Below are 18,001 nucleotides of genomic sequence, written 5' to 3'. Positions count from 1 at the left end.
GTCTGACCGACAATGGAGACTGATATGACTGCCAGCAAAAACCACTACACCGCCGAGTTCAAAGAAGAAGCCGTGCGTCTGGTCATCAGTAGCCAGAAAAGTTGTGCTGAGATCGCCCGCAACCTGGGTGTTCCGCCGTATTTGGTGGTGCGCTGGAAGCAGCACCATGATCAGCAAGGGGCGGCAGGCCGCCCCCAGTTCACCGGGCGAGGAGTCGCCGCCTTGAGTGAACAAGAAGCGCGCTTCAAGAAGTTGGAACGAGAACTGGAGATTACTCGTCAGGAACGCGACATTTTGAAAAAAGCACTGGCCTTCTTCGCCAAAGGAAACTGATCTATCAGTTTATCGAGCAACATCGTCACCAGTACAGCATCGAGATGCTGTGTCGGACACTCGACGTCGGGGTCAGTGGCTATTTTGCGTGGTGGAGAAGGCCAGAAAACCGCTACCAGGTCGAGGACGTCGCCCTGACCGAAATCATTCGGACGATTCATGAAGGTAGTCGGGGCACCTACGGTGCTCCCCGTGTTCAGGCGGCACTCGTGGACGAGGGAAAACGGGTCAGCCGAGCACGCATCACCCGGCTGATGAAGGCAGCCGGACTGAAGGTGCGCTGCAAGCGTAAATTTCGTACGACGACCCAATCCAATCATCGACAGCCTGTCGCAGACAATTTGCTCAATCGAGAGTTCACGGCGGAACAGCCCAACCAGAAATGGACCACCGACATCACCTATGTACCCGTAGCGGAGGGCTGGATGTACCTTGCCGTAGTCATGGATCTGTTCTCTCGAAAAATCGTGGGCTGGGCGATGCGCGCCACCCTTCATACCGAGTTGGTGGTCGCCGCACTGGACATGGCACAGCAGATTCGGCGTCCTGGACGAGGTTTACTCCATCACTCGGATCAGGGAGTTCAATATGCGAGTCACGAGTACCGACAAGCCTTGGAGCGCCTGAAGGCGCTCCAGAGTATGAGTCGCAAAGGAGAATGCTGGGACAACGCGGCGATGGAAAGCTTTTTTGCCACCCTCAAGCTGGAGCTGAACCTCGATAAAGCACAAGGAAACCGCTCTGATACGCGTAATTTAGTCTTTGAGTGGATTGAGGTGTTTTACAACCGCGAGCGCCGTCACTCCAGCCTAGGGTACCGCTCACCGACTCGCTTTGAGGAACACCGCGCCACACTGAACTGATCCTCCACGAAGGCCTTGCAATATCATGATCAGGTGATGAGCCTTCTGTATCAAGGAGGCGGGACGAGCGCACAGTTGAATTGGTTGAGATCTTTATGTGTTGAGGAGCTTGACCTGCTTGGCGTATCCCTGTCAACCCTTGACCCTGGACATCCCTCAAGGTGTGCAGATATCAGGTCAGCTCCGGTTGCAGGCAGTGGCCCCTTGGCGCGAGACTTCGATCCAGCAGGTGACCGGAGCCGCGTTGCTGGAAGGCCGACATGACGTTGGCGGCGAAGTCGCCCTACCTCCTTGTCAGCTGTTCAGGTTACGGGTTGCCTCATGTGCCGCGGCTGAACGTTCCCCCGCGGCACAATGCACGCCCACCCTTCAATGGGGTTTGAGGATCATCAGCACCAGGAGTCCCGCTCCCAAGGCGCCCACCAGCAGGTGAGCCCGCTGGAGCTGACTCAGCACGGCAGCCTGTTCGCCCGGCAGCGTCCCCACCTCTGATCCTGCCGGACTGCCCACCCAGGCGGCTAGCCGTCCGGTACGCGGCACGGCGTAGCCAATGATCACGATCTGAATCAGCGCGTACAGCGCCAGCGAGCCCAGGAGCCACAGCTGCGTGACCGGGCCGTAGTGGCCCCGCCAGATCAGCGCGAGTCCGCTCAGGACGGCGAGTGTCCCGCCGATCTTGGGAAAGAAGCTCATGGTCTCTGACAGCGCCAGATTGTGCCGCAGGGCAGCGGGCGTCTGGGAGCGGCGCAGCAGTATGGCGGTGAAATAGGTGGGGCCGAGGCCGATGAAGGCGCTAAGGATATGGAGCAGGACAAGGGTTCGCATGGGGTTCTCCTGAGAAGAGCTAGGGTGAACATGGGTGTTGGGGGGCATGCTGCTGTCATCAGCGCGGCGCCGGCCCTCAGGGCGTGGAGCGGCGCCGTCCGCCAGAGTGACTCAGCCAGCGCCACCGTCTCGGGCTGCGGCTTGACGCCGAACTCGTGACGCAGCAGGGCGCACAGCTGCGCGAAGGTGCGCCCTCCACCGCCTGGGGTGTGCCCGCGGCCGAGCAGAGCGTGGACAGCCGAATTCTCCAGGAGTCAAGTGGGGGAGGGAAGGAGGGTGATCTTAGTCCTCCTGGAGACTCGCGTCGGAGCTGGGCAACTCGGGAAAGTATTCGAGGCCATACCGCTGGGCGGTTGCCACCAGCAAGGGGATTGCGCGGCCCGACCGCCTGGGGCTCAGGTGGCGCCTGACAGGAGGACACGGGTTGCGCGACGGCTTCCAGGTAGTGCTCGAAACCGGCTGGAAAAAAGATGGTCAGCAGGCGGGCCGTGACGGTTTCCAGCCGCAGCGCGTGGGGCACGCCGCGCCGGAGCAGCAGGGTTTCACCAGCCGCCAACTGCTGCTCCACCGGCCCGGCCCGCACGCACACCCGGCCGCTGAGAACCAGCAGCAGTTCGTCCTCGCCCTGGTGGACGTGAACTGGCAACTCGGAGCCCTGCTGGGCCAGCGTTTCAACGATGGCGTAGCGGCCGTCCACCGCCTCACCGGACACCAGAATCCGGAAGCGGTCGGCGCGCAAGTCGAAGGTGGGAGGGAAGTCGGTCATAGGATCAGCCTAGAAGGAGCGTCCTCCGGCCGCATCCCGGGTTTGGGGGACGGGGCCCGTATCCTCAGAATGCGGGATGTGGGCGTGACCGGCCTGGACAGCTGCCCCTGACCGCTGAGACGCTGCTGCTGATCAGGCTCCTGCAGCCGTGTTCCACGCGGATTTTCGCTCGTGCACCCGAGCTGGGCACGGTATACTCGGTCATGGCCAAGGCCCTGCCCTCCGCCCTACCCGAGCAACGAACTTCGTTGGTGGGGCGAGTACAGGAAGTGGCCCAGGTGCGGGCCATCCTGAACTGGCCAGACGTGTCGCTGCTGACGCTGACCGGCCCGGGTGGGGTCGGCAAGACCCGCCTCGCGCTGGAGGTTGCCCGGCAGCTCCAGACCCAATTTCGCGACGGCGTGCTGTTCGTGCCGCTGGCGGCCCTGGAACGGCCCGATCAGGTCATGCCGGCGGTCGCGCGGGCCTTGGGTCTGCAGGAGTCTGGGCACGACACCGTGGACGTGATTGGCGCGCATCTCGCGCTGCTGCACCTGCTGCTGGTGATCGACAATTTCGAACATGTGTTGGCCGCCGCCCCAGCACTGTCCGGGGTGCTGGGCCGCGCGCCCGACGTGACGCTGCTGGTCACCAGCCGCGAACGGCTGCGCCTCTACGGAGAACACGAGTTTCCGGTGCCGCCGCTGGCCATGCCTGGCCCCGACGATCCGGTGGGCGGAGCAGCGCAGCTGTTCTTCGAACGCGCCCGCGCCGCCCGTCCAGACGCCGTGCACAGCGAGGAGCAGGCTGCCATCATTGAGGATATCTGCCGCCAGCTGGACGGGCTGCCGCTGGCCATTGAGCTGGCGGCGGCCCGCACGCGGATGATGAGCTTGAGCGAGTTGCGCGAGCGTCTGAGCCAGCGCCTGGCTCTGCTGACGGGCGGGGCGCGTGACCTGCCCGCCCGCCAGCAGACCCTGCGCGCCGCCATCGACTGGAGTTACGCTCTGCTCGCTGTACGCGAGCAGAGCGTGCTGGCACGGCTCGCGGTGTTTGTCGGCGGCTGGACACTGGAAGCTGCAGAGGCCGTCTGTGCCGGGGGTGACGTGGACGTGCTCTCGGACCTGGCCTCGCTGGTAGACAAGAGTCTGGTGCAGCTCGATCCCCAGGGAGCCCGCTTCCGCATGCTGGAGACGGTGCGTGAGTACGCCTTGGAGCAGTTGCGGGCGGGGCCAGACGAGCAGGCCATCCGGCAGGTGCACGCCCAGTACTTCCTGAAGCTCAGCGGCGACCTCGACCACCTGGTGCGGGGCCATGCCGGCGGCGACCTGGGCGGGATCGCCGCCGGCTTCCGGCAACTTGACGAGGAGCGGCCCAATATTCTCGCCGCTCTACACCACGCGGCGCGCATGCGGGACGAGGGGGCCGTCGCGGCGTTCGCGGCCTACCTGGCCCCGCTGTCCTCCTCAACGCTGGATTCCAGCGTCGTGCCGCTGCTACGCTCGGCGCTGGACGCTGTGCCCGCTCGCAGCCTGGCTGCTGGCTGGCTGGAGTACGCTCTGGCCTTCCTGGCCTACCGGCGCGGTCTGCTGAACGAGGCGGCGCGGGCGGCGGGGCAGAGCGTGACCGTTTTCGAGGCTGCTGGAGACGGGCGGGGTCTGGCGTACGCCCGGCAGATCCGCGCGTACGCCACTCTCGTCTCCGACCCAGAGGCGGCGCAGCAAGATCTGGCGGGCTGCCTGACTTGGGCGTGGCAGTCCGGTGACAGCCTGCTGGGCGTGATGGGCCTAAGCATGCAGGCCAGCGGCTTGGTGCTGGGAGGGCAGCTGGCCGAGGCCCGCGCCCTCTTAGACAAGGCGCTGGCCTGGACTCGGGACGTGCACAACCACATCGGGCGAAGCTGGATCTGGCTCATCCTGGCGGTTGTCGAGCTGCACACCGGCCAGTCAGGAGCGGCAGAGGCTGCGCTGCGCCGCGTGCTGGAGGTCGGGCGCGGACTCCAAGTGCCGGATCTGCAGATCGGCGGGCTGATGGGCATGGCGGCCTTGCTGGCCCAGCAGGGGCGGCCGGTGCAGGCCCTGGAGTACTGGTCTGCGGCCGACACGCTCCAGGCCGCGCGCAACTACAACGCCGGGCTGATGCAGACGCTGTGCCTCTCCTGGGTTGGCCCGCTCCTGGCTCGTCAGCAGGAACCTGAACTGGCCCGGGCGGTGCAGGCGGGCCAGTCGCTAGACGTAGCGGCTTTGATCGGGGAACTGGTCGCAACCGGAATACCCGGCGAGCACCGGCGTCCGGCCCCACTGCGTGCGCCCACGCCCTTTAGCCTGACACCCCGCGAGACGCAGGTACTGGGCCTGTTGGCGCGGGGGCTCTCGAACAAGCAGATCGCGGCGCAGTTGGGCAGCGGGGTGTACACGGTCAATGATCAGGTCAAGGCGGTGTTCAGCAAGCTCGGGGTGGGCAACCGAGCCGCCGCCACGCGCTACGCCCTCGAACATGGCCTGGGTTGATGCAACACTCCCCGGCGCCTGAACCAGGATCAGCGGGGTGCGTGCAGCACCTTGAGGGTGGTGAATTCGCTGGCCCCCTGCATGCCAGGCACGTTCTGGCGCCAGCTCCATTGGTTCAGCACGGAACCGAGCGGTGCCTCGTGCGAGCCCACAGGTGGCAGGTAGTGCCCGGCGGGCATGTACTCCGCCTGGTGGGCCAGCCGGTAAGGCAGGGCCCAAGTAAAGTCGGCCGCTCCGGGCACCTCGGCGGCGCCCGGCGGGCAGACCATGATGACGTGCTGCTGCGGACTCGTCAGTTTGTACCGGAAGGCGTACTCCGTGAACGGCGAAGCGAGGGGGCCGTTCTTTACAGCGGGAAACAGCCCCAGGGCCTCTACCCTCAGCAGGCCGCCCGTCGGGGTGACCTGCGCCGTGCAGCCGTTTGTGAAAGCCCAGTCAGTGCGCGTCAGGCCCAGCGGCGCCTGGCCGGTGCCTTCACGGGTGCGGAGGTCGATGGCGACCGGCACCACCGCCTCCGTTCCGGTGGTGATCACGGCGGCCATGTCTGCGTGCTGGAGCCTCACCTCGCTGCGCAGAACGACCTCAAAGCTCAGACAGCGTTGCAACGCGGTGTGTAGCGGCGCAAAGTCGCCCACCAAGCCGGGCTTCAGCGAGAAGGCGAAGGTGTCCAGAGCTGCCCAGCCCAGGTCGGCGCCGGCACCTGGCGTGCAGCGGGCCGCGACGCGCTCAGCCTCGCGGCGCACGAAGCGCTCAATGGCAGTCACACCCTGCTCGATTTCCTTCTCCAGAGTGGTCACGCCCGCCCGGCGCACATCTCTCACCCAAGCAGTCACGAGGGTGCTGAGGCTCTCGAGATTCAGGCCGCTGGTGCCGTCAAGTTTCGGGGCCACCGTTTGGACGAAGCTGCGGCGCAGAGTCTGTTCGGCTGAAGTCTGGGCAGCAGCCGCACCAAGAAGCAAGGTCAGGCATAGGGGAATGAAACGTTTCATGGAGTTCTCCTTAGGGCCAGTCGCAAAATCATCTTGTCGAGTGACCTGCGCACTGTAGGAGGGCGGGCGTGGTTGGAACATGGTTGAGCCGCGGGCGTTGTGATCTGGAGTGGAACAATGTGCCGAGGGCGGGTGACGTGTTGGTGAGGAGTTAGAAGAGCTGTGTTGCCTTGACTTATCGCACGGCAGGCGGCCCCCCCCCACTCCGCCCGGAGCGACTTGGGACGAGTGCCGTCTACATCCGTGAACCCGTAGTGTTCGCCAAGCTCAGCCGCCACCAGCACTTGGCCGGTCAGGGCGAAAACGGCCGGGTCGCTCGCCAACGCCGCCACTGCACGGCCAATAAACTGCGGCGACTCGGAATTCGAGAAATCGAAGGTGCCCGCTGGAGCGTGCAAGACCGCCTCCGTTCGCACGAGGCCTGGATACAGACTCAGGCTCGTCACTCCATGCGGGCGCAGGTGGTTCGCCAGGGCCAGGGCCATCCGGTCGGTGGCGCCCTTCGCCAGAAAGTACGGGATGTTCTCGGTGCCCTGGTGGCGCGTTGCTGCAAAAAAGGAGATGCTGATCACGAGGCCGCGCGATTTGATCAAGAGCGGCGCGGCCCGTTGACTCGTGACGTACTGAGCGCGCACCCCCGCCGCAAACATGTCGTCCCAAATCGAGGTCGGTTGTGCCCAGAACGGTGCACTCCACGCCGCGCCGCGCTCAAACACCGAGAGGTTTGTCCGTTGTGAATGGCGAAGCGCGCTAAAGGTAAGAGAAGGTGAGCGGGGATGCCGCTCAGCTCTCCACCAGTGTTGACGTGAAGCGCGGGACAGCAATCAGGGAATCTTCTGCCCTGCCCTCCAGGTCGAGACCAGCAAGCGGTACCGTACAAAACCCACCTCGTTCAGCATCACCTTGCCGTCCAGCCTGAATCCGAAGCGGGTCGCGGCCCTCGTTCCCCGGAGGCCTTGGGGCAACAGCACCGTCACCGAAGGCAAGCCCCAGTCCGAGAAGGCGCGGCGGAGAATTGCCGGTATGACCTGCTGCCCGAGACCCCAGAAGTCAGGATGCAGCACCAGCCCGAGGTCGGCGTCCGGCCCCTCAGGTTGCAGTCCGCCCCACCCCGCGAACCTGTCACCTACAAAAAAAGCCCAGGGCCCGTACCCGTGCTCTTCCCATAGGCGCTCTTTGGCGGCGATGAACCGCTGCGCCCCCGTCTCGTCCATGAGTGACTGCGCCAGGGGCAGGGTTCGGCGCACCCGGGGGTGGTTGTGCAGCGCCACCACGTCCCGGGGCGGCACGTCACTCAACCGGCGAAACTCCACGGTCAATCCATCCACGGCTTCCTCCTCACGCTTCCTGGTCTGCCGTCTTGTGGGAGGGAGGGACCCGGTAGCCACCCAGCGCCTCTTCTAAGGCATGCGCCACTGCCAGAGCCACGTCCTCGCGCCACATCCGGGCCACCACCTGCACGCCCAGGGGTCGCCCGTCCGCCGTCTCCCCACAACGCACCACGGCGGCGGGCTGTCCAGTCAGGCTAAAGGGGGCCGTGAAGTCAATGCCGCCTTCGTCGTCTCCGTGCCTCACCGCGCCCGAACGCGTCACGGGCGTCAAAATCACGTCCACATCTCGCATGAAGCCCAACACCCCGCGCCGGAAACGATCCCACTCAAACAGGTGGCGCTCGACCTGATCGGCACTCAGTGTCGAGACGCCGTCAGGCTCCCACAGCTCCCACGATGACGATTCGGGCCGCGCCCAATACGCCTGGGTGAGCGACATCGTCGCATCCAGGCCGGGTGGCGCAGCCTCACGGACCTCAACACCCAGGTGCTCGAGTGCCCTCACCGCCTCCCACAACACGCGGGAGGCGTCCGCGTCACCCAAGGCTTCTCCCCCCGGTAAACGGTCAAAAAATACGGCGCGCAGGACGGGCACACGCACTTCCCGGTAGTCACCAAGCGGCGCAGGAACCACACTCGCGTCCCGCCCGTCCTCGCCCGCGATAAGGTGCAGTGCGAGAGCGAGGTCCTCCACCCGCCGGGCCAGTGGACCGATGACCGTGCGCGGATCGGCGAGCGGATTGATGCGCGGAAGATGCCCAGTCAGCGGCACCCGCCCCGAGGTGGGCTTGAGTCCGGCCACCCCGCAAAAGGCAGCCGGCTGGCGGATGGAGCCGCCCGAGTCACTGCCCAGGCCCAAAGGACTGCCGCCTGCGGCGATCAGTGCCGCCTCGCCGGAACTCGAGCCACCCGGACTGCGGCCCTGACCGTGAGGATTGGCAACCCGCCCGTACACCGCCGTGTCGGGCAGGACAGCCGTCTTTCCGAGCACAATCCCTCCCGCAGCGCGCAGCCGGGCCACGGCCGTCGCGTCTTGCTGACAGACCATCCCTCGGCGCACCTCGTCGCCGGCAAGACAGGGTAAGCCCTCAGCCTCAAGCCAGTCCTTGACTGTGAAAGGCATGCCGTGCAGCGAGCCGAGACGTTCTCCCCGCGCCAGTTGGGCGTCGCGTTCCCGGGCCTCGCACCGCGCCCGGTCGAAGGACGAGAAAGACAAAGCGTTGAGGGCCCGCAGCTGTTCCGCTCGCTCGATATGCGCGTCTACGATCTCCAGAGACGAAACCCTTTTTTCAGTTACAAGTCGGGCGAGCTGGCTGGCAGACAGAGAAGTGAGGTGAGTCATAAATACTCCTAGGTGATGCTGGCATAGGGTTGAAAGCCGTGCTCATCACGTGAGAATCAGCGTAGATTTCTTACGATGGCTGGCGCATGACACTGGATGATCTGGCTAGGCCAGATGGATTCCATAGCCCAAAGGAACTGTTCCCATTAGATTCAAACTGTTAGGCGCCTGATCCAGGGGACTTCTCGGTGTTGGCATGCCAGTCTGCCAGACGGCTTCAAGGTCATTCGTACCCCTACAGCTGACCCGGTATGAATGACCTGTGGGACGTCCTCTTCACCCAAGAGTCGGATCAGGAAGGTCTGTGCAGCGTCCGTAGCCCGGTGCTGTTGGAGACGGTCAAGCACGAAACCGTGCTCGTCCACGGCCCTCCAGAATCAGTGTCGGATGCCGCCGAGCTGGATATCCCTCTCGCGGAGCGCCTCGTGGCTTACGTGGAAACCGCGTTGGTACAGCAATTTTTGGACGTCCGGGGAGCTTAAGGGAAAGCGGCGGTACAGCCAAACTGAATCCTGAATGATCGTCACCTTGAACCGGTGGTAGTTTGGTTTCAGGTCAGTCACGGCAGGTCAGCCGGCCCCGATCTAGTTGAAGCAATACAACCCCAGGATGCGGATTTGTGGTTGATCCTCCCCGTCGGAAGTTGACGCTTTCACCAGATTAAGCCCTGTAAAAACGTGTGACTGAAGACTTGGGCTTAACCTGTTGCCGGCACTCCAACGCTCCGATCAGACCCCTTGAAGTTGCCTGAGTGCAGCGTCAACCACGTGCTGACGCTCCTCGTGACGTGCCGTCGCCAAGATGACTTGCCGTTGCAGCTCAAAAGTGTCGGCCCCGCCCTGTACCAAGGCTTCCGCTTGGGTGGGGGTCAGCTTAGCTCCGAAGAGGGTCAGCTTACGGTGCAGCAAGTCGACTTGTTCTGAGGCGGGACGGGCGAACCACGTTTCCCGTTCGCGCCGCAGTTCTTGCTCGGCCTCCAGCAGTTCCAGCTCTGGATCGGGGAGCGGCACCGCTGGCGGCGGCGTGACGACAGCAACCAGAGTCTTGGCTTCGCGGGCGTATTTTTCAGGATTGGTAATGACGTCGTGAATCAGGGCAGGCTTGTTTTTCACGATCTTCACTTCGGTGTGATACCAACGGGCGTAAGCAATGCCGCTCAGTACGCGTTCGGGATGGTTAAGAGCCAGGTTCCGGGCCACGCCGATCACCAAGCCTTCTGTAGTCAAAGCCTCGACCAGAGTAGGATCGGCCTCACGGGCATTCGTACCAAATACAAACGTGACCGCCAGAGCCTCGCCGCTGCCCTGCAATACCACGTCAGCCAGATACTTTTTCTCGATCAACGCGCGGTACATCCGGCGCAACCGCTCAAAGTTGCTGTCCGAGCGCCCCACCAAACCCAACGTGGCGTACAAGTCGGTTAACCGGAAATTTAAAGACAGCAGGCGTTGGCCCGATTCTGGATCTACCGCGTAAGAATCTAAAAAATGGTACAGGGCCCGGACGGTTGGCTGTTTCAGTTGCCCGAGCAACTTTTCATCGACCGTCCGAACATAGCCTTTGCGGATCTGCTCTGCAAATTGCGTGCTGAACTCAATCAAGATGGGCGCGTCAGCCTCAATCTCCGCTTCACCACTGAAGTCTTCAGTGTCCCGGAACCTCAAGCGAACAATAAATTGGAAATCATCCACATCGTTCGTCCAACGCTGTCGGGCCGCACTCCAGTACCCCTGCTTAAAGGTGTAGACAGCGGCCCGTAACCGCTTGAGCGAAGTGGGGAGCTTACGGTACAGCTGCCCATTGGCAGGCAGTTTGGCGCGGGCCAAGATCGCATAGGCACTGGTCAAGATGGTGTTGTTCTCTGGACACCCAGCTTCTGCAAACAGCGTGGTGATGGCGATCATAATGTCTGAATCTTGGCCGTAAGGCAAGATTTCACCACTCTTGGCAATCATTTCGCGCTTGCGATCACCTTGCACGATCAGGACGCGGTGTTCTTGACGATCCCAGTCTTTGCAGGCGGCAATCATGCCCATTTGGGCGCGGTTGTACTCATCGCGTCGTTCTAGGGTCTCTTTTGCCGGTCGTGCCACAGAGCCTCCTCAACAGATGGGTCAGTTTACAGGAAAGCACTTTCACGGTGTGTGCCCTATTTTTTGGTTTTCGCCTGATTGAAAATCATCAAAGAATCAACATCATCAAGGAGACCGGCCAAAAACCGATATGCAACGTCGTAGCGCTGGTATGCAGGTCTCTACGCCACACAAACCTCGTGCTTTTCCATACAAACCTCGATAGGTAGCCCATACAAACCTCGATAGCTTTTCCACACAAACCTCGATAGAGAAACACACAAACCTCGATAGTGTTTTGGCCGGCCCATACAAACCTCGTTAGCCGCCCATACAAACCTCGATAGCTTTTCCACACAAACCTCGATAGAGAAACACACAAACCTCGATAGTGTTTTGGCCGGCCCATACAAACCTCGACGGCCCCCATCTGCCGTCTCCCCGCGAAGAATTTCGAGAAGTTGAGTGAAAAATGGCCCTTTGTGGTGGTGGATGACTCCTTAAGGCGGGGGACCTGGATACCAGCACGTGTCAGAAGATTGAGCCGTTACCTGCAGTGTCACCCAAATCTCCATACAAGTGTCTATAGGCCAGACCCCAAAGGCACAAACTTCAGCCCTTCCCACACAAACCTCGATAGCGTTGACTGAAACGGAGACGGATAAAGTCACCTGCTCAGGCAGCCTCGTCGCAAGACAGAGGGGTGTTACACGCTCCCATATGGCACTGCCGCGCTCCTTTGGGCTGTCTCGCGGCTCGTCTTGTTCAGTTCAAGGGCTGCGGGTGCCGGCGTGGTGTTTCACTCACGCCACCCTTCCCATCAGTGGCGTGAACCTTCTTTCCGTGAGTCACGTTGGTGCTCAACAGGTTGAAGACCGACGCTGTTTACGGCGGGTGTGGTGTTTGGCGTGTTGCCGGACACTCTTAAGATGCCGCGCGATGAACAGGGCCAGCTTGTCACGGATGAGTTTTTGCGGGTGGGTGGCCGTGACGACGTGTTTGTGGGTGGGGACGCGGCGGGCGTGGCGCGCCCGTCGGGTGGGGTCTGCCCGACGAACGTGCTGTGGGCCGGGGCCAATGCTGCGCGGTCTATCCAGGGGCGACCATTGCGCCACTTTTCATACGGCGGGCTGGGCCAGGCGGCGAGCGTTGGGGTGGGGCGGGGAGTAACGGAACTGAACGGTGTGCAATTCACGGGTCTGGTGGGGTGGGTGTTGCGGTTGGGGTTTTTTGCGTGGTATATGCTGTCGCGGATGCAGAGCGTGCGATTGCTGGACGACTGGTCGCAGCTGGCAGCACGCGGCCGGCGACTTGACGGCGAAGGCATGCTGAACACCTGGCAGCGGAGGAGCGCGCATGCTCTCTTGCGAGAGGAGCGGCGGGGGCCGGGCCGCGTTGAACAGTAAGGTGTGGGCAGACGCTGTGGGCTGAGCTGCCGGGCACACGGGTCTTCTGATAGACGGCGACTTTAGGGGTATCCAGCTTGAGATTCAGGCGCTGCCATCTGGCCGGGGAGTGGACACTGGGTGCTGGAATCAGCGGGAAGGAGAGCCGTCGCCCAAAAGGCGATGGAGCGCCTCGTTGAGCTGTTCCCACAGCAGTTGTCCCAGTTCGGTTTGATACTCGTCTTCAATCGCACGTTTGACTTCCTGTGCGTCCAGCAGGTACCGCCATCCTGCCGCCGTGAACTGCACGCGGGTAGCCCGTCCGTCCACGGGGTCAGGTTGGCGCTCGACGTAACCGTGGGCTTCTAGCTCGGTCACCAGTTGCCCCGCCGCCTGTTTGGTCATTCCGGCGCGCTCAGCCAGGGTGACAATGCGGGTACCCTCTGTATCGAGGTGGGGCAGCAGATTGGTGTGGGCGAGGCTCAATACGGTGTGCCCCTGGGCATGAAGTTTTTCGAGGGCCAGGACGTTGTAAGCGCGGGCGGCGCGGTGCAGGAGACGGCCAATGTGTTGCTGGCGGGCTTGCTCTAGGGTCGTGGTGTTGGGTACGTCTTGCAAACTAGTCATCCCCCTTGTCTAAATGGACAGGTTACCTTACTATAGTGATGGTTGTGCCCCAGCAGGCATCACCAGGAGGCTCAAATGATCACTATCCGCGCTGGAGACACACAGGCCATGGAAACCCCGAACGGGAACTACGGTACCAGTCTCGCGACTCCCCGGCTCGGGGCCACTGACGTAACCGTCGTTCGGCAGCGTCAAACCCCCGGCGGCTTCAATCCTCCCCATGTCCAAAACCGCGAAGAAATCATGGTGATGCTCGCAGGTCGGGTCACGGTCACCAGCGGTGATCAGAGTGTCGAACTGTCTCCCAGCGATACGCTCATCGTGCCTGCCCACACTGTGCACCGCGTGGACAATACCGGGGATGCCAACGCCGAGTGGCTGATCATTTCTCCCGCCGGAATGCAGTTGTTCCGTGAAACAGGCGAGGAGGCCAGCCCACCTTGGATCAAATGATTTTCGGCCTGAGTGGGTTTCAACGAGCAGAATAACTTCCTGTCCCCCTTCCTCATTCCACGTCCTGAAAGGCCCACTCAGCTATGTTTTCTGCGTGAATCGTCGTCGCCTTCGCCGTTCTCGCCGCGTGGGTGTTCTCTAGGTTGCTGTCCTTACGGGCCTGCGGCCAGTGGATGAGCGGCTGGCAACTGGGCGGCCCCGATACGTTACCTGTTTCGGTGGATGCGGTGCGCCATTTCAGCAATTGGGGTTTTGAAGCGAGTGAACCCCTAGCATGCCCAGCAAGGTCACTCCAAAGCAGAAAACGCCCCCTTCTTCTTGGCTCAGAAGGTGAGTTGCGTGGCCCGCAGGATGCCCGTGAAACGCAGGGCGTGTTGCTAGGCTTGCGCTGAGTCGGGCGCCTTCAACGGCGGGCGGCCGTGGCAGCATTGCATGGTTTGACGGCAGAACAGGTGTCCACAGTGCGGGCTGCCTTGGAGCATTCAGCTGCCGAAGCCTTGCCGCTGCTTGGGACCCTGTCAAGCGTTGAACTTCAATCTTGCGTTTTCATTCTCTTTCAGAAGAGTTTTCTCGGTTGCCGGGTGCACTCTTTGGGCTCTGAGCACCCAATCAAACCGTTCACGAATTCGCGAGACTGTCTCAGGTGATAGAGCTGTAAACCCTCTGTGTTATTCGGAGGGGTTCATCTGCAGGCCATCTGCGATCACTTAACCTTGACCCTTTTTGCGGGCTGCGCCATGCTGGAGGGGATGACGGCCGTACCTCAAGCTCCCCACTTCCAGCTGCACAATCAGCAGGCCTTTGAGACGTGTGTGGCAACGACCTTGCAGGTATTGGCGGCGGTGGAATTTGCGCCAGCGTTACATCACACCCAGCCGACTCGGGAGATCCTGTTGGCGTTTGCTGCTGAAGTGGATCGGCACGCGGGAGACGTCGCAGCTCTGGCAGGGGAACGATTCTTGGATTTGCCAGCGCTGGGGCAAGGCTGGTACGAGCGCTTGGTCGCAGAGCGTGATGAACCACTGCCAGCGGCCTATCACGCCTTGCACTCAGCGGCGTATCTGGGGTTGGATGGGGGAACCACCACTGCGATGCTGCTCTCGGCCGTCGCCTATGCGCTGCGGGTGCTGGCGCGGCAGGAAGGCCGCCTGTGCCATTGAAGTCCTGCTCGTGGACTGGGATGCTGCTCTGCAGGAGTGATTTGATGAAGAGCCCATGTCGACTGATGGGCTGATGTGTAAGTCAGACCAATGTCCACACCGAGACATCTGTTTCCGTCATGCTGAAAGGGGTTGCACGAGAGTCGGAACAGAATTTCCCGCTAAGAGGTTGATCTGTCCAGTTGGACTCTGAGAGTTGAAATAGGCTGCGTCAGGAAACCAGAAATTCGACCCTATTTGGACAGATTCGAGCTGGATTTTTGACGTCCAGTTGGGGTATACCTCACCTCGACACCATCCGCCATCCAGCGAATCGACACCTCTCCCCCTGCTTGCTAGCGTTCCATCATGAATTTCCCCACTCCCTCGACGGTGTTGAGTTCGGAACAGCTGGAAGTCAGAGCACAGCAAGCCCTCCACTTGTTCGGTTTGCCAGACGCGGCCTTGACGCCTCTGGGGCAGAGCGACACCACGGTCTACCGGGTGGGAGGACTTGATGACCACCACTACGTTTTGCGCTTGCACACCTCTCACGCTCAGGACAGCAGAGCCCTCCAAGCCGAGGCGTGTTGGCTTGATCATCTGTGGCTGGTCGTTCCTGACGTCTTCCCACGCCCGATTCGGAGTCAAGCCGGTCACTGGGTTGAAGCCGTGGGGGAGCGGCCAGAAGCCTCTCCTGTGTGGGCGACCCTGCTCACTTGGCTGGATGGCGAACCGCTGAGCGCTCCCTTCACCCCTGAACAGGCCAAAGACGCTGGACAGCTCATTGCACAACTCCACCTGCACGCTGAACAGGCAGAGTCCTTCGCAAACCTCGACCGTCCCACCTACGACTTGACCTATTTTGATCGCTCCTGGCAGGCGTTGCAGCGCACGCTCGGGATCGCGCGTGTCACACCGGATCAAGTGGCCGTCGTTGAGGCGGCTTGGCCCGTCTTGCAGGACTTGCTTGATCCCATCGAAGCGGTGCCCGGCGGCTACGGTCTAATTCATGGGGACGCGCATCCTGGAAACTTTGTGGTTCAAAGGGAGCAGCTGCGGTTGATCGATTTTGGCAGGCTGGGCTGGGGACCGTATCTGCTCGACATCGCCCACAGTGCTCTGGACATGGAATCGGCTCAACGCGCCGCGTTCCTAGACGGCTATACCCTGCTTCGTCCCTTGCCGACCACCCGTGATCTTCATTTTCGTGCGCTGCTGTCTCTAGCCGCGCTGGACAATCTGGCGTTTTTGGCTGAACGACCACATGAACTCGACTTCGTGCTGGACGCCCTGCCCAGTGTCATTGGGGCCATCGCTCGACTCACAGCAGACGTCACCACCCCTCCACAGACCTGGAGTGATCAGTAACGGCAAAGATGCTCTCCTAACCACGTTTATCCAGGTGATTTGGGCTAAGCGGGAAATTCTGTTCCGACTCTCGTGTGACCCCTGAAAGTGGTGCGGCTCCGGTCACCGGGCAAGCCTACGGTCGTTTTGACTCTCATTCCAAGATCTTCTCGCTGAATCCTATCCACTTCAGACATCTTCGTGCGAGACAGTTATTGTGAACATCTTCGACAAGGGGTGTCCGTCGTGTCGGCATCCCCGGAGGCTGCAGAGAATTGGACGGTCTGCGTCGAGACAGGGATGCGGCGTTGGTCAGTGGTGAGCGGGCATCGGTCGGCTGGCAATGGATCAGGCCAATAGCTCCTGAGCCGGCACTCCAAACGCTAATGCAAGCTTTTCGATGATGTCGATCCCAGCGCTGCTCCGTACACGCTTGATCACGCTAATTTGGTTGTGATGCAGGCAAGCGCCTGTGCCGGGTTCCGGTAACTCAGTCTCGAGCAGGCTAACTTTACCCAGCGGCGGGACAGTAGACCGGCGCATCAACAGCGCTGCGCTGCAAGCGGAACGCGCCGATGGAGGGCAAGGTGCGAGGGTCGTGACCAGAGGTGCTTTTGAAGGCACGCTGGACAAGTTGCTGGAAGTCTTGGCAGTCTTGACAGGCTCGAGAGGGGGAGACAGGGCTCTATTTTATAGGGGAATAACATTTAAGTTGTCCACTGAAGCCACGCGAGTGCAGCCCATTTTTTGCCCGCTACCGCATTGGCTCAAGCCTACTTCTCGATTCAACTTGTGCCGAGTGGATTAGGGGAACTCCCTACGCTTCTGGGACGACTCTAAGCCAAATTTGGTTACGTTGAGGCCGAAAACTCTGTATCTGCGTTTCGTGCCTCGACGAACTCGGAACTCGCACTCCTGCTGACGCCGCTTTGGAGAGGGCGCTGTGAGATCTGATGCACCAAGGGAATAACAATTTAATCCCCCCCTGTGCCTTCTCCCGTCTTCAAGTAGTTGGCTGGGGCGGGGCACTTGGGTTTCCTGTGTGGCTCTTCATTTTGTGGTGTTCATTCGGGCGGAACTACGCTTACGGGTGACTCTTCTCCCTGAGGAATGAGTTCCTTATATATTTATTATTCCTACAATAACCCGCTGCCAGAGTGCCCAACCTTTGAGGAGCGAGTGCAGCAGTGTGCCGCGTCTCCAGGTGACCCCTCTCCCCTGCCCCGCTCAGTGCTGATGGCCCGGTGAGCCTGCAGCACCACGGCACCCATCTGAGTCCCCTTCAGCGCCAGGGTGAGGCCACACGTCCCCACAGTGAGCGCTGAACGTTGTACCGGACGCAGCGGCCTGCTGACCCGAGCAGCCTTGCATTGTGACGGCCCAACCGTCACACTCTCGCCATGACGAAGAAAGCCGCCAAAGCCTCAGTCAAGCAGCCCACCGCTAAAGCGGCTCCTGCACCTGCCGAAAGCACCAAGATCGGCAAAACCCAACTGGTCGAGCTGATGGCCGACCAAACCACGCTGACCAAGAAGCAGAGCGACGACGTCTTCAGCGCCCTGCTTGAGTTCATCGTGGACGCTTTGAAAGGCGGGAAGACGGTCGGCCTCCCCGGCTTGGGCACCCTCAGCGTCAAAGCCACCGCCGCCCGCACGGGGGTGCGGCCCGGCACCAGCGAGAAAATTCAGATTCCCGCCGGCAAAAAAGTGGCCTTCAAGGTGGCCACCACCCTTAAAAGCAGCCTCTAACCCCTAGGAAACGCCCCCGATGCTTCGGCACCGTTGGTTCAGGAATCGCCGGGGGCTGGACGCGTTGCCGTGCGGCAAGGTCAAGTTCGGGTGGCAGGCAGATCCGCTAGAGTGAGGGCGCGGCGGTCGATCAACTGGGGAGTTGATTGACCCTCCAGGATTTCAGACCTCACCCCCCGCTGGGCCTGTGCTCGGCTGGGGGTGAGGTCTGTTTAAAAGAGTCAACCACTTCTTAGCTCGACTTTGGCCATTGAGGAGCATCAGGCGGCATAGCAGAGCGCGTCTGTAA

The 18,001-nt window shown here is 61.6% G+C and carries 17 protein-coding genes; 10 read left to right on the top strand and 7 right to left on the bottom strand.

Annotated elements, in window-relative coordinates; genetic code table 11:
- Positions 1 to 24: 24 nt before the first annotated feature.
- A complete protein-coding gene (locus E7T06_RS17685; RefSeq protein ID WP_168733619.1) occupies positions 25 to 333 on the top strand; it encodes a transposase in 309 nt (102 codons plus the stop codon).
- On the top strand, positions 330 to 1,196 hold the full coding sequence (locus tag E7T06_RS17680; protein ID WP_136367086.1) for an IS3 family transposase: 867 nt from the start codon (positions 330 to 332) through the stop codon (positions 1,194 to 1,196). The genes E7T06_RS17685 and E7T06_RS17680 overlap by 4 nt, the downstream gene beginning before the upstream one ends.
- Positions 1,197 to 1,565: 369 nt before the next feature.
- Here E7T06_RS17680 and E7T06_RS17675 read toward each other — a convergent pair whose 3' ends face one another.
- Positions 1,566 to 2,021 carry a DUF2269 family protein gene (locus E7T06_RS17675; RefSeq protein WP_168733618.1) on the bottom strand — a complete coding sequence of 152 codons (456 nt, stop codon included), beginning with the start codon at positions 2,019 to 2,021 and terminating at the stop codon, positions 1,566 to 1,568.
- Positions 2,022 to 2,445: 424 nt separating this feature from the next.
- Here E7T06_RS17675 and E7T06_RS21925 point away from each other — a divergent pair, with 424 nt between their 5' ends.
- Both E7T06_RS21925 and E7T06_RS17665 read left to right on the top strand, forming a co-directional pair.
- Entirely contained in the window at positions 2,446 to 2,898 is a 453-nt protein-coding gene (locus E7T06_RS21925) for a hypothetical protein (RefSeq protein WP_240741154.1), read from the top strand.
- A 92-nt stretch (positions 2,899 to 2,990) separates the two neighbouring features.
- Positions 2,991 to 5,276, top strand: a complete 2,286-nt coding sequence (locus E7T06_RS17665; protein WP_136367083.1) for a LuxR C-terminal-related transcriptional regulator — start codon at positions 2,991 to 2,993, stop codon at positions 5,274 to 5,276.
- A gap of 29 nt (positions 5,277 to 5,305) precedes the next feature.
- Here the strand turns inward: E7T06_RS17665 and E7T06_RS17660 are convergent, their stop codons facing one another.
- From E7T06_RS17660 to E7T06_RS17645, 4 genes are all read right to left on the bottom strand, one after another.
- Positions 5,306 to 6,265: a hypothetical protein gene (locus E7T06_RS17660; RefSeq protein ID WP_136367082.1), complete on the bottom strand. Its 960-nt coding sequence runs from the start codon at positions 6,263 to 6,265 to the stop codon at positions 5,306 to 5,308.
- Positions 6,262 to 6,981: an SDR family oxidoreductase gene (locus E7T06_RS17655; protein ID WP_276605586.1), complete on the bottom strand. Its 720-nt coding sequence runs from the start codon at positions 6,979 to 6,981 to the stop codon at positions 6,262 to 6,264. Before E7T06_RS17655 ends, E7T06_RS17660 begins: the two co-directional genes overlap by 4 nt.
- Before the next feature lie 108 nt (positions 6,982 to 7,089).
- Positions 7,090 to 7,593, bottom strand: coding sequence for a GNAT family protein (locus tag E7T06_RS17650; RefSeq protein ID WP_205750974.1), 504 nt, complete (start codon positions 7,591 to 7,593; stop codon positions 7,090 to 7,092).
- A 10-nt stretch (positions 7,594 to 7,603) separates the two neighbouring features.
- Positions 7,604 to 8,938 carry an amidase gene (locus E7T06_RS17645; protein ID WP_136367080.1) on the bottom strand — a complete coding sequence of 445 codons (1,335 nt, stop codon included), beginning with the start codon at positions 8,936 to 8,938 and terminating at the stop codon, positions 7,604 to 7,606.
- 251 nt (positions 8,939 to 9,189) lie between these two features.
- Here E7T06_RS17645 and E7T06_RS17640 point away from each other — a divergent pair, with 251 nt between their 5' ends.
- Positions 9,190 to 9,420 (top strand): hypothetical protein, encoded by a 231-nt coding sequence (locus tag E7T06_RS17640; RefSeq protein WP_136367079.1) that lies wholly within the window; start codon positions 9,190 to 9,192, stop codon positions 9,418 to 9,420.
- Between the two features lie 246 nt (positions 9,421 to 9,666).
- On the opposite strand, the gene E7T06_RS17635 is transcribed toward E7T06_RS17640, so the two are convergent.
- Positions 9,667 to 11,031: a replication initiator protein A gene (locus tag E7T06_RS17635; protein WP_136367078.1), complete on the bottom strand. Its 1,365-nt coding sequence runs from the start codon at positions 11,029 to 11,031 to the stop codon at positions 9,667 to 9,669.
- A gap of 908 nt (positions 11,032 to 11,939) precedes the next feature.
- Between E7T06_RS17635 and E7T06_RS17630 the strand changes: the two genes are divergently transcribed.
- Positions 11,940 to 12,416: a hypothetical protein gene (locus tag E7T06_RS17630; RefSeq protein WP_136367077.1), complete on the top strand. Its 477-nt coding sequence runs from the start codon at positions 11,940 to 11,942 to the stop codon at positions 12,414 to 12,416.
- Between the two features lie 129 nt (positions 12,417 to 12,545).
- Here the strand turns inward: E7T06_RS17630 and E7T06_RS17625 are convergent, their stop codons facing one another.
- On the bottom strand, positions 12,546 to 13,022 hold the full coding sequence (locus E7T06_RS17625) for a MarR family winged helix-turn-helix transcriptional regulator (protein ID WP_240741153.1): 477 nt from the start codon (positions 13,020 to 13,022) through the stop codon (positions 12,546 to 12,548).
- 75 nt (positions 13,023 to 13,097) lie between these two features.
- On the opposite strand from E7T06_RS17625, the gene E7T06_RS17620 reads away from it, so the two are divergent.
- The 4 genes from E7T06_RS17620 (at position 13,098) to E7T06_RS17605 (ending at position 17,712) form a co-directional block, all read left to right on the top strand.
- On the top strand, positions 13,098 to 13,475 hold the full coding sequence (locus E7T06_RS17620; protein WP_136367076.1) for a cupin domain-containing protein: 378 nt from the start codon (positions 13,098 to 13,100) through the stop codon (positions 13,473 to 13,475).
- 749 nt (positions 13,476 to 14,224) lie between these two features.
- Complete coding sequence (locus E7T06_RS17615; protein WP_136367075.1) at positions 14,225 to 14,635, top strand: hypothetical protein; 411 nt, start codon at positions 14,225 to 14,227, stop codon at positions 14,633 to 14,635.
- Positions 14,636 to 14,983: 348 nt separating this feature from the next.
- Complete coding sequence (locus E7T06_RS17610; RefSeq protein ID WP_136367074.1) at positions 14,984 to 15,985, top strand: phosphotransferase; 1,002 nt, start codon at positions 14,984 to 14,986, stop codon at positions 15,983 to 15,985.
- A gap of 1,379 nt (positions 15,986 to 17,364) precedes the next feature.
- Positions 17,365 to 17,712, top strand: a complete 348-nt coding sequence (locus E7T06_RS17605) for an HU family DNA-binding protein (RefSeq protein ID WP_136367073.1) — start codon at positions 17,365 to 17,367, stop codon at positions 17,710 to 17,712.
- Positions 17,713 to 18,001: the final 289 nt, after the last annotated feature.

The organism is Deinococcus sp. Arct2-2 (assembly GCF_004801315.1).
GTDB lineage: Bacteria > Deinococcota > Deinococci > Deinococcales > Deinococcaceae > Deinococcus.
Note: the sequence above shows the minus strand (reverse complement) of the source record. Positions and strands in the feature narration are given on the sequence as shown.

What these genes read in the sequence shown, in the direction of transcription:
- E7T06_RS17665 (WP_136367083.1), top strand. Translation starts at nt 2,991, where the DNA reads ATGGCCAAGGCCCTGCCCTCCGCCCTACCCGAGCAACGAACTTCGTTG.
- E7T06_RS17645 (WP_136367080.1), bottom strand. Translation starts at nt 8,938, where the DNA reads ATGACTCACCTCACTTCTCTGTCTGCCAGCCAGCTCGCCCGACTTGTA.
- E7T06_RS17675 (WP_168733618.1), bottom strand. Translation starts at nt 2,021, where the DNA reads ATGCGAACCCTTGTCCTGCTCCATATCCTTAGCGCCTTCATCGGCCTC.
- E7T06_RS17625 (WP_240741153.1), bottom strand. Translation starts at nt 13,022, where the DNA reads ATGACTAGTTTGCAAGACGTACCCAACACCACGACCCTAGAGCAAGCC.
- E7T06_RS17630 (WP_136367077.1), top strand. Translation starts at nt 11,940, where the DNA reads ATGCCGCGCGATGAACAGGGCCAGCTTGTCACGGATGAGTTTTTGCGG.
- E7T06_RS17640 (WP_136367079.1), top strand. Translation starts at nt 9,190, where the DNA reads ATGAATGACCTGTGGGACGTCCTCTTCACCCAAGAGTCGGATCAGGAA.
- E7T06_RS17660 (WP_136367082.1), bottom strand. Translation starts at nt 6,265, where the DNA reads ATGAAACGTTTCATTCCCCTATGCCTGACCTTGCTTCTTGGTGCGGCT.
- E7T06_RS17620 (WP_136367076.1), top strand. Translation starts at nt 13,098, where the DNA reads ATGATCACTATCCGCGCTGGAGACACACAGGCCATGGAAACCCCGAAC.
- E7T06_RS17685 (WP_168733619.1), top strand. Translation starts at nt 25, where the DNA reads ATGACTGCCAGCAAAAACCACTACACCGCCGAGTTCAAAGAAGAAGCC.
- E7T06_RS17615 (WP_136367075.1), top strand. Translation starts at nt 14,225, where the DNA reads ATGACGGCCGTACCTCAAGCTCCCCACTTCCAGCTGCACAATCAGCAG.
- E7T06_RS17605 (WP_136367073.1), top strand. Translation starts at nt 17,365, where the DNA reads ATGACGAAGAAAGCCGCCAAAGCCTCAGTCAAGCAGCCCACCGCTAAA.
- E7T06_RS17610 (WP_136367074.1), top strand. Translation starts at nt 14,984, where the DNA reads ATGAATTTCCCCACTCCCTCGACGGTGTTGAGTTCGGAACAGCTGGAA.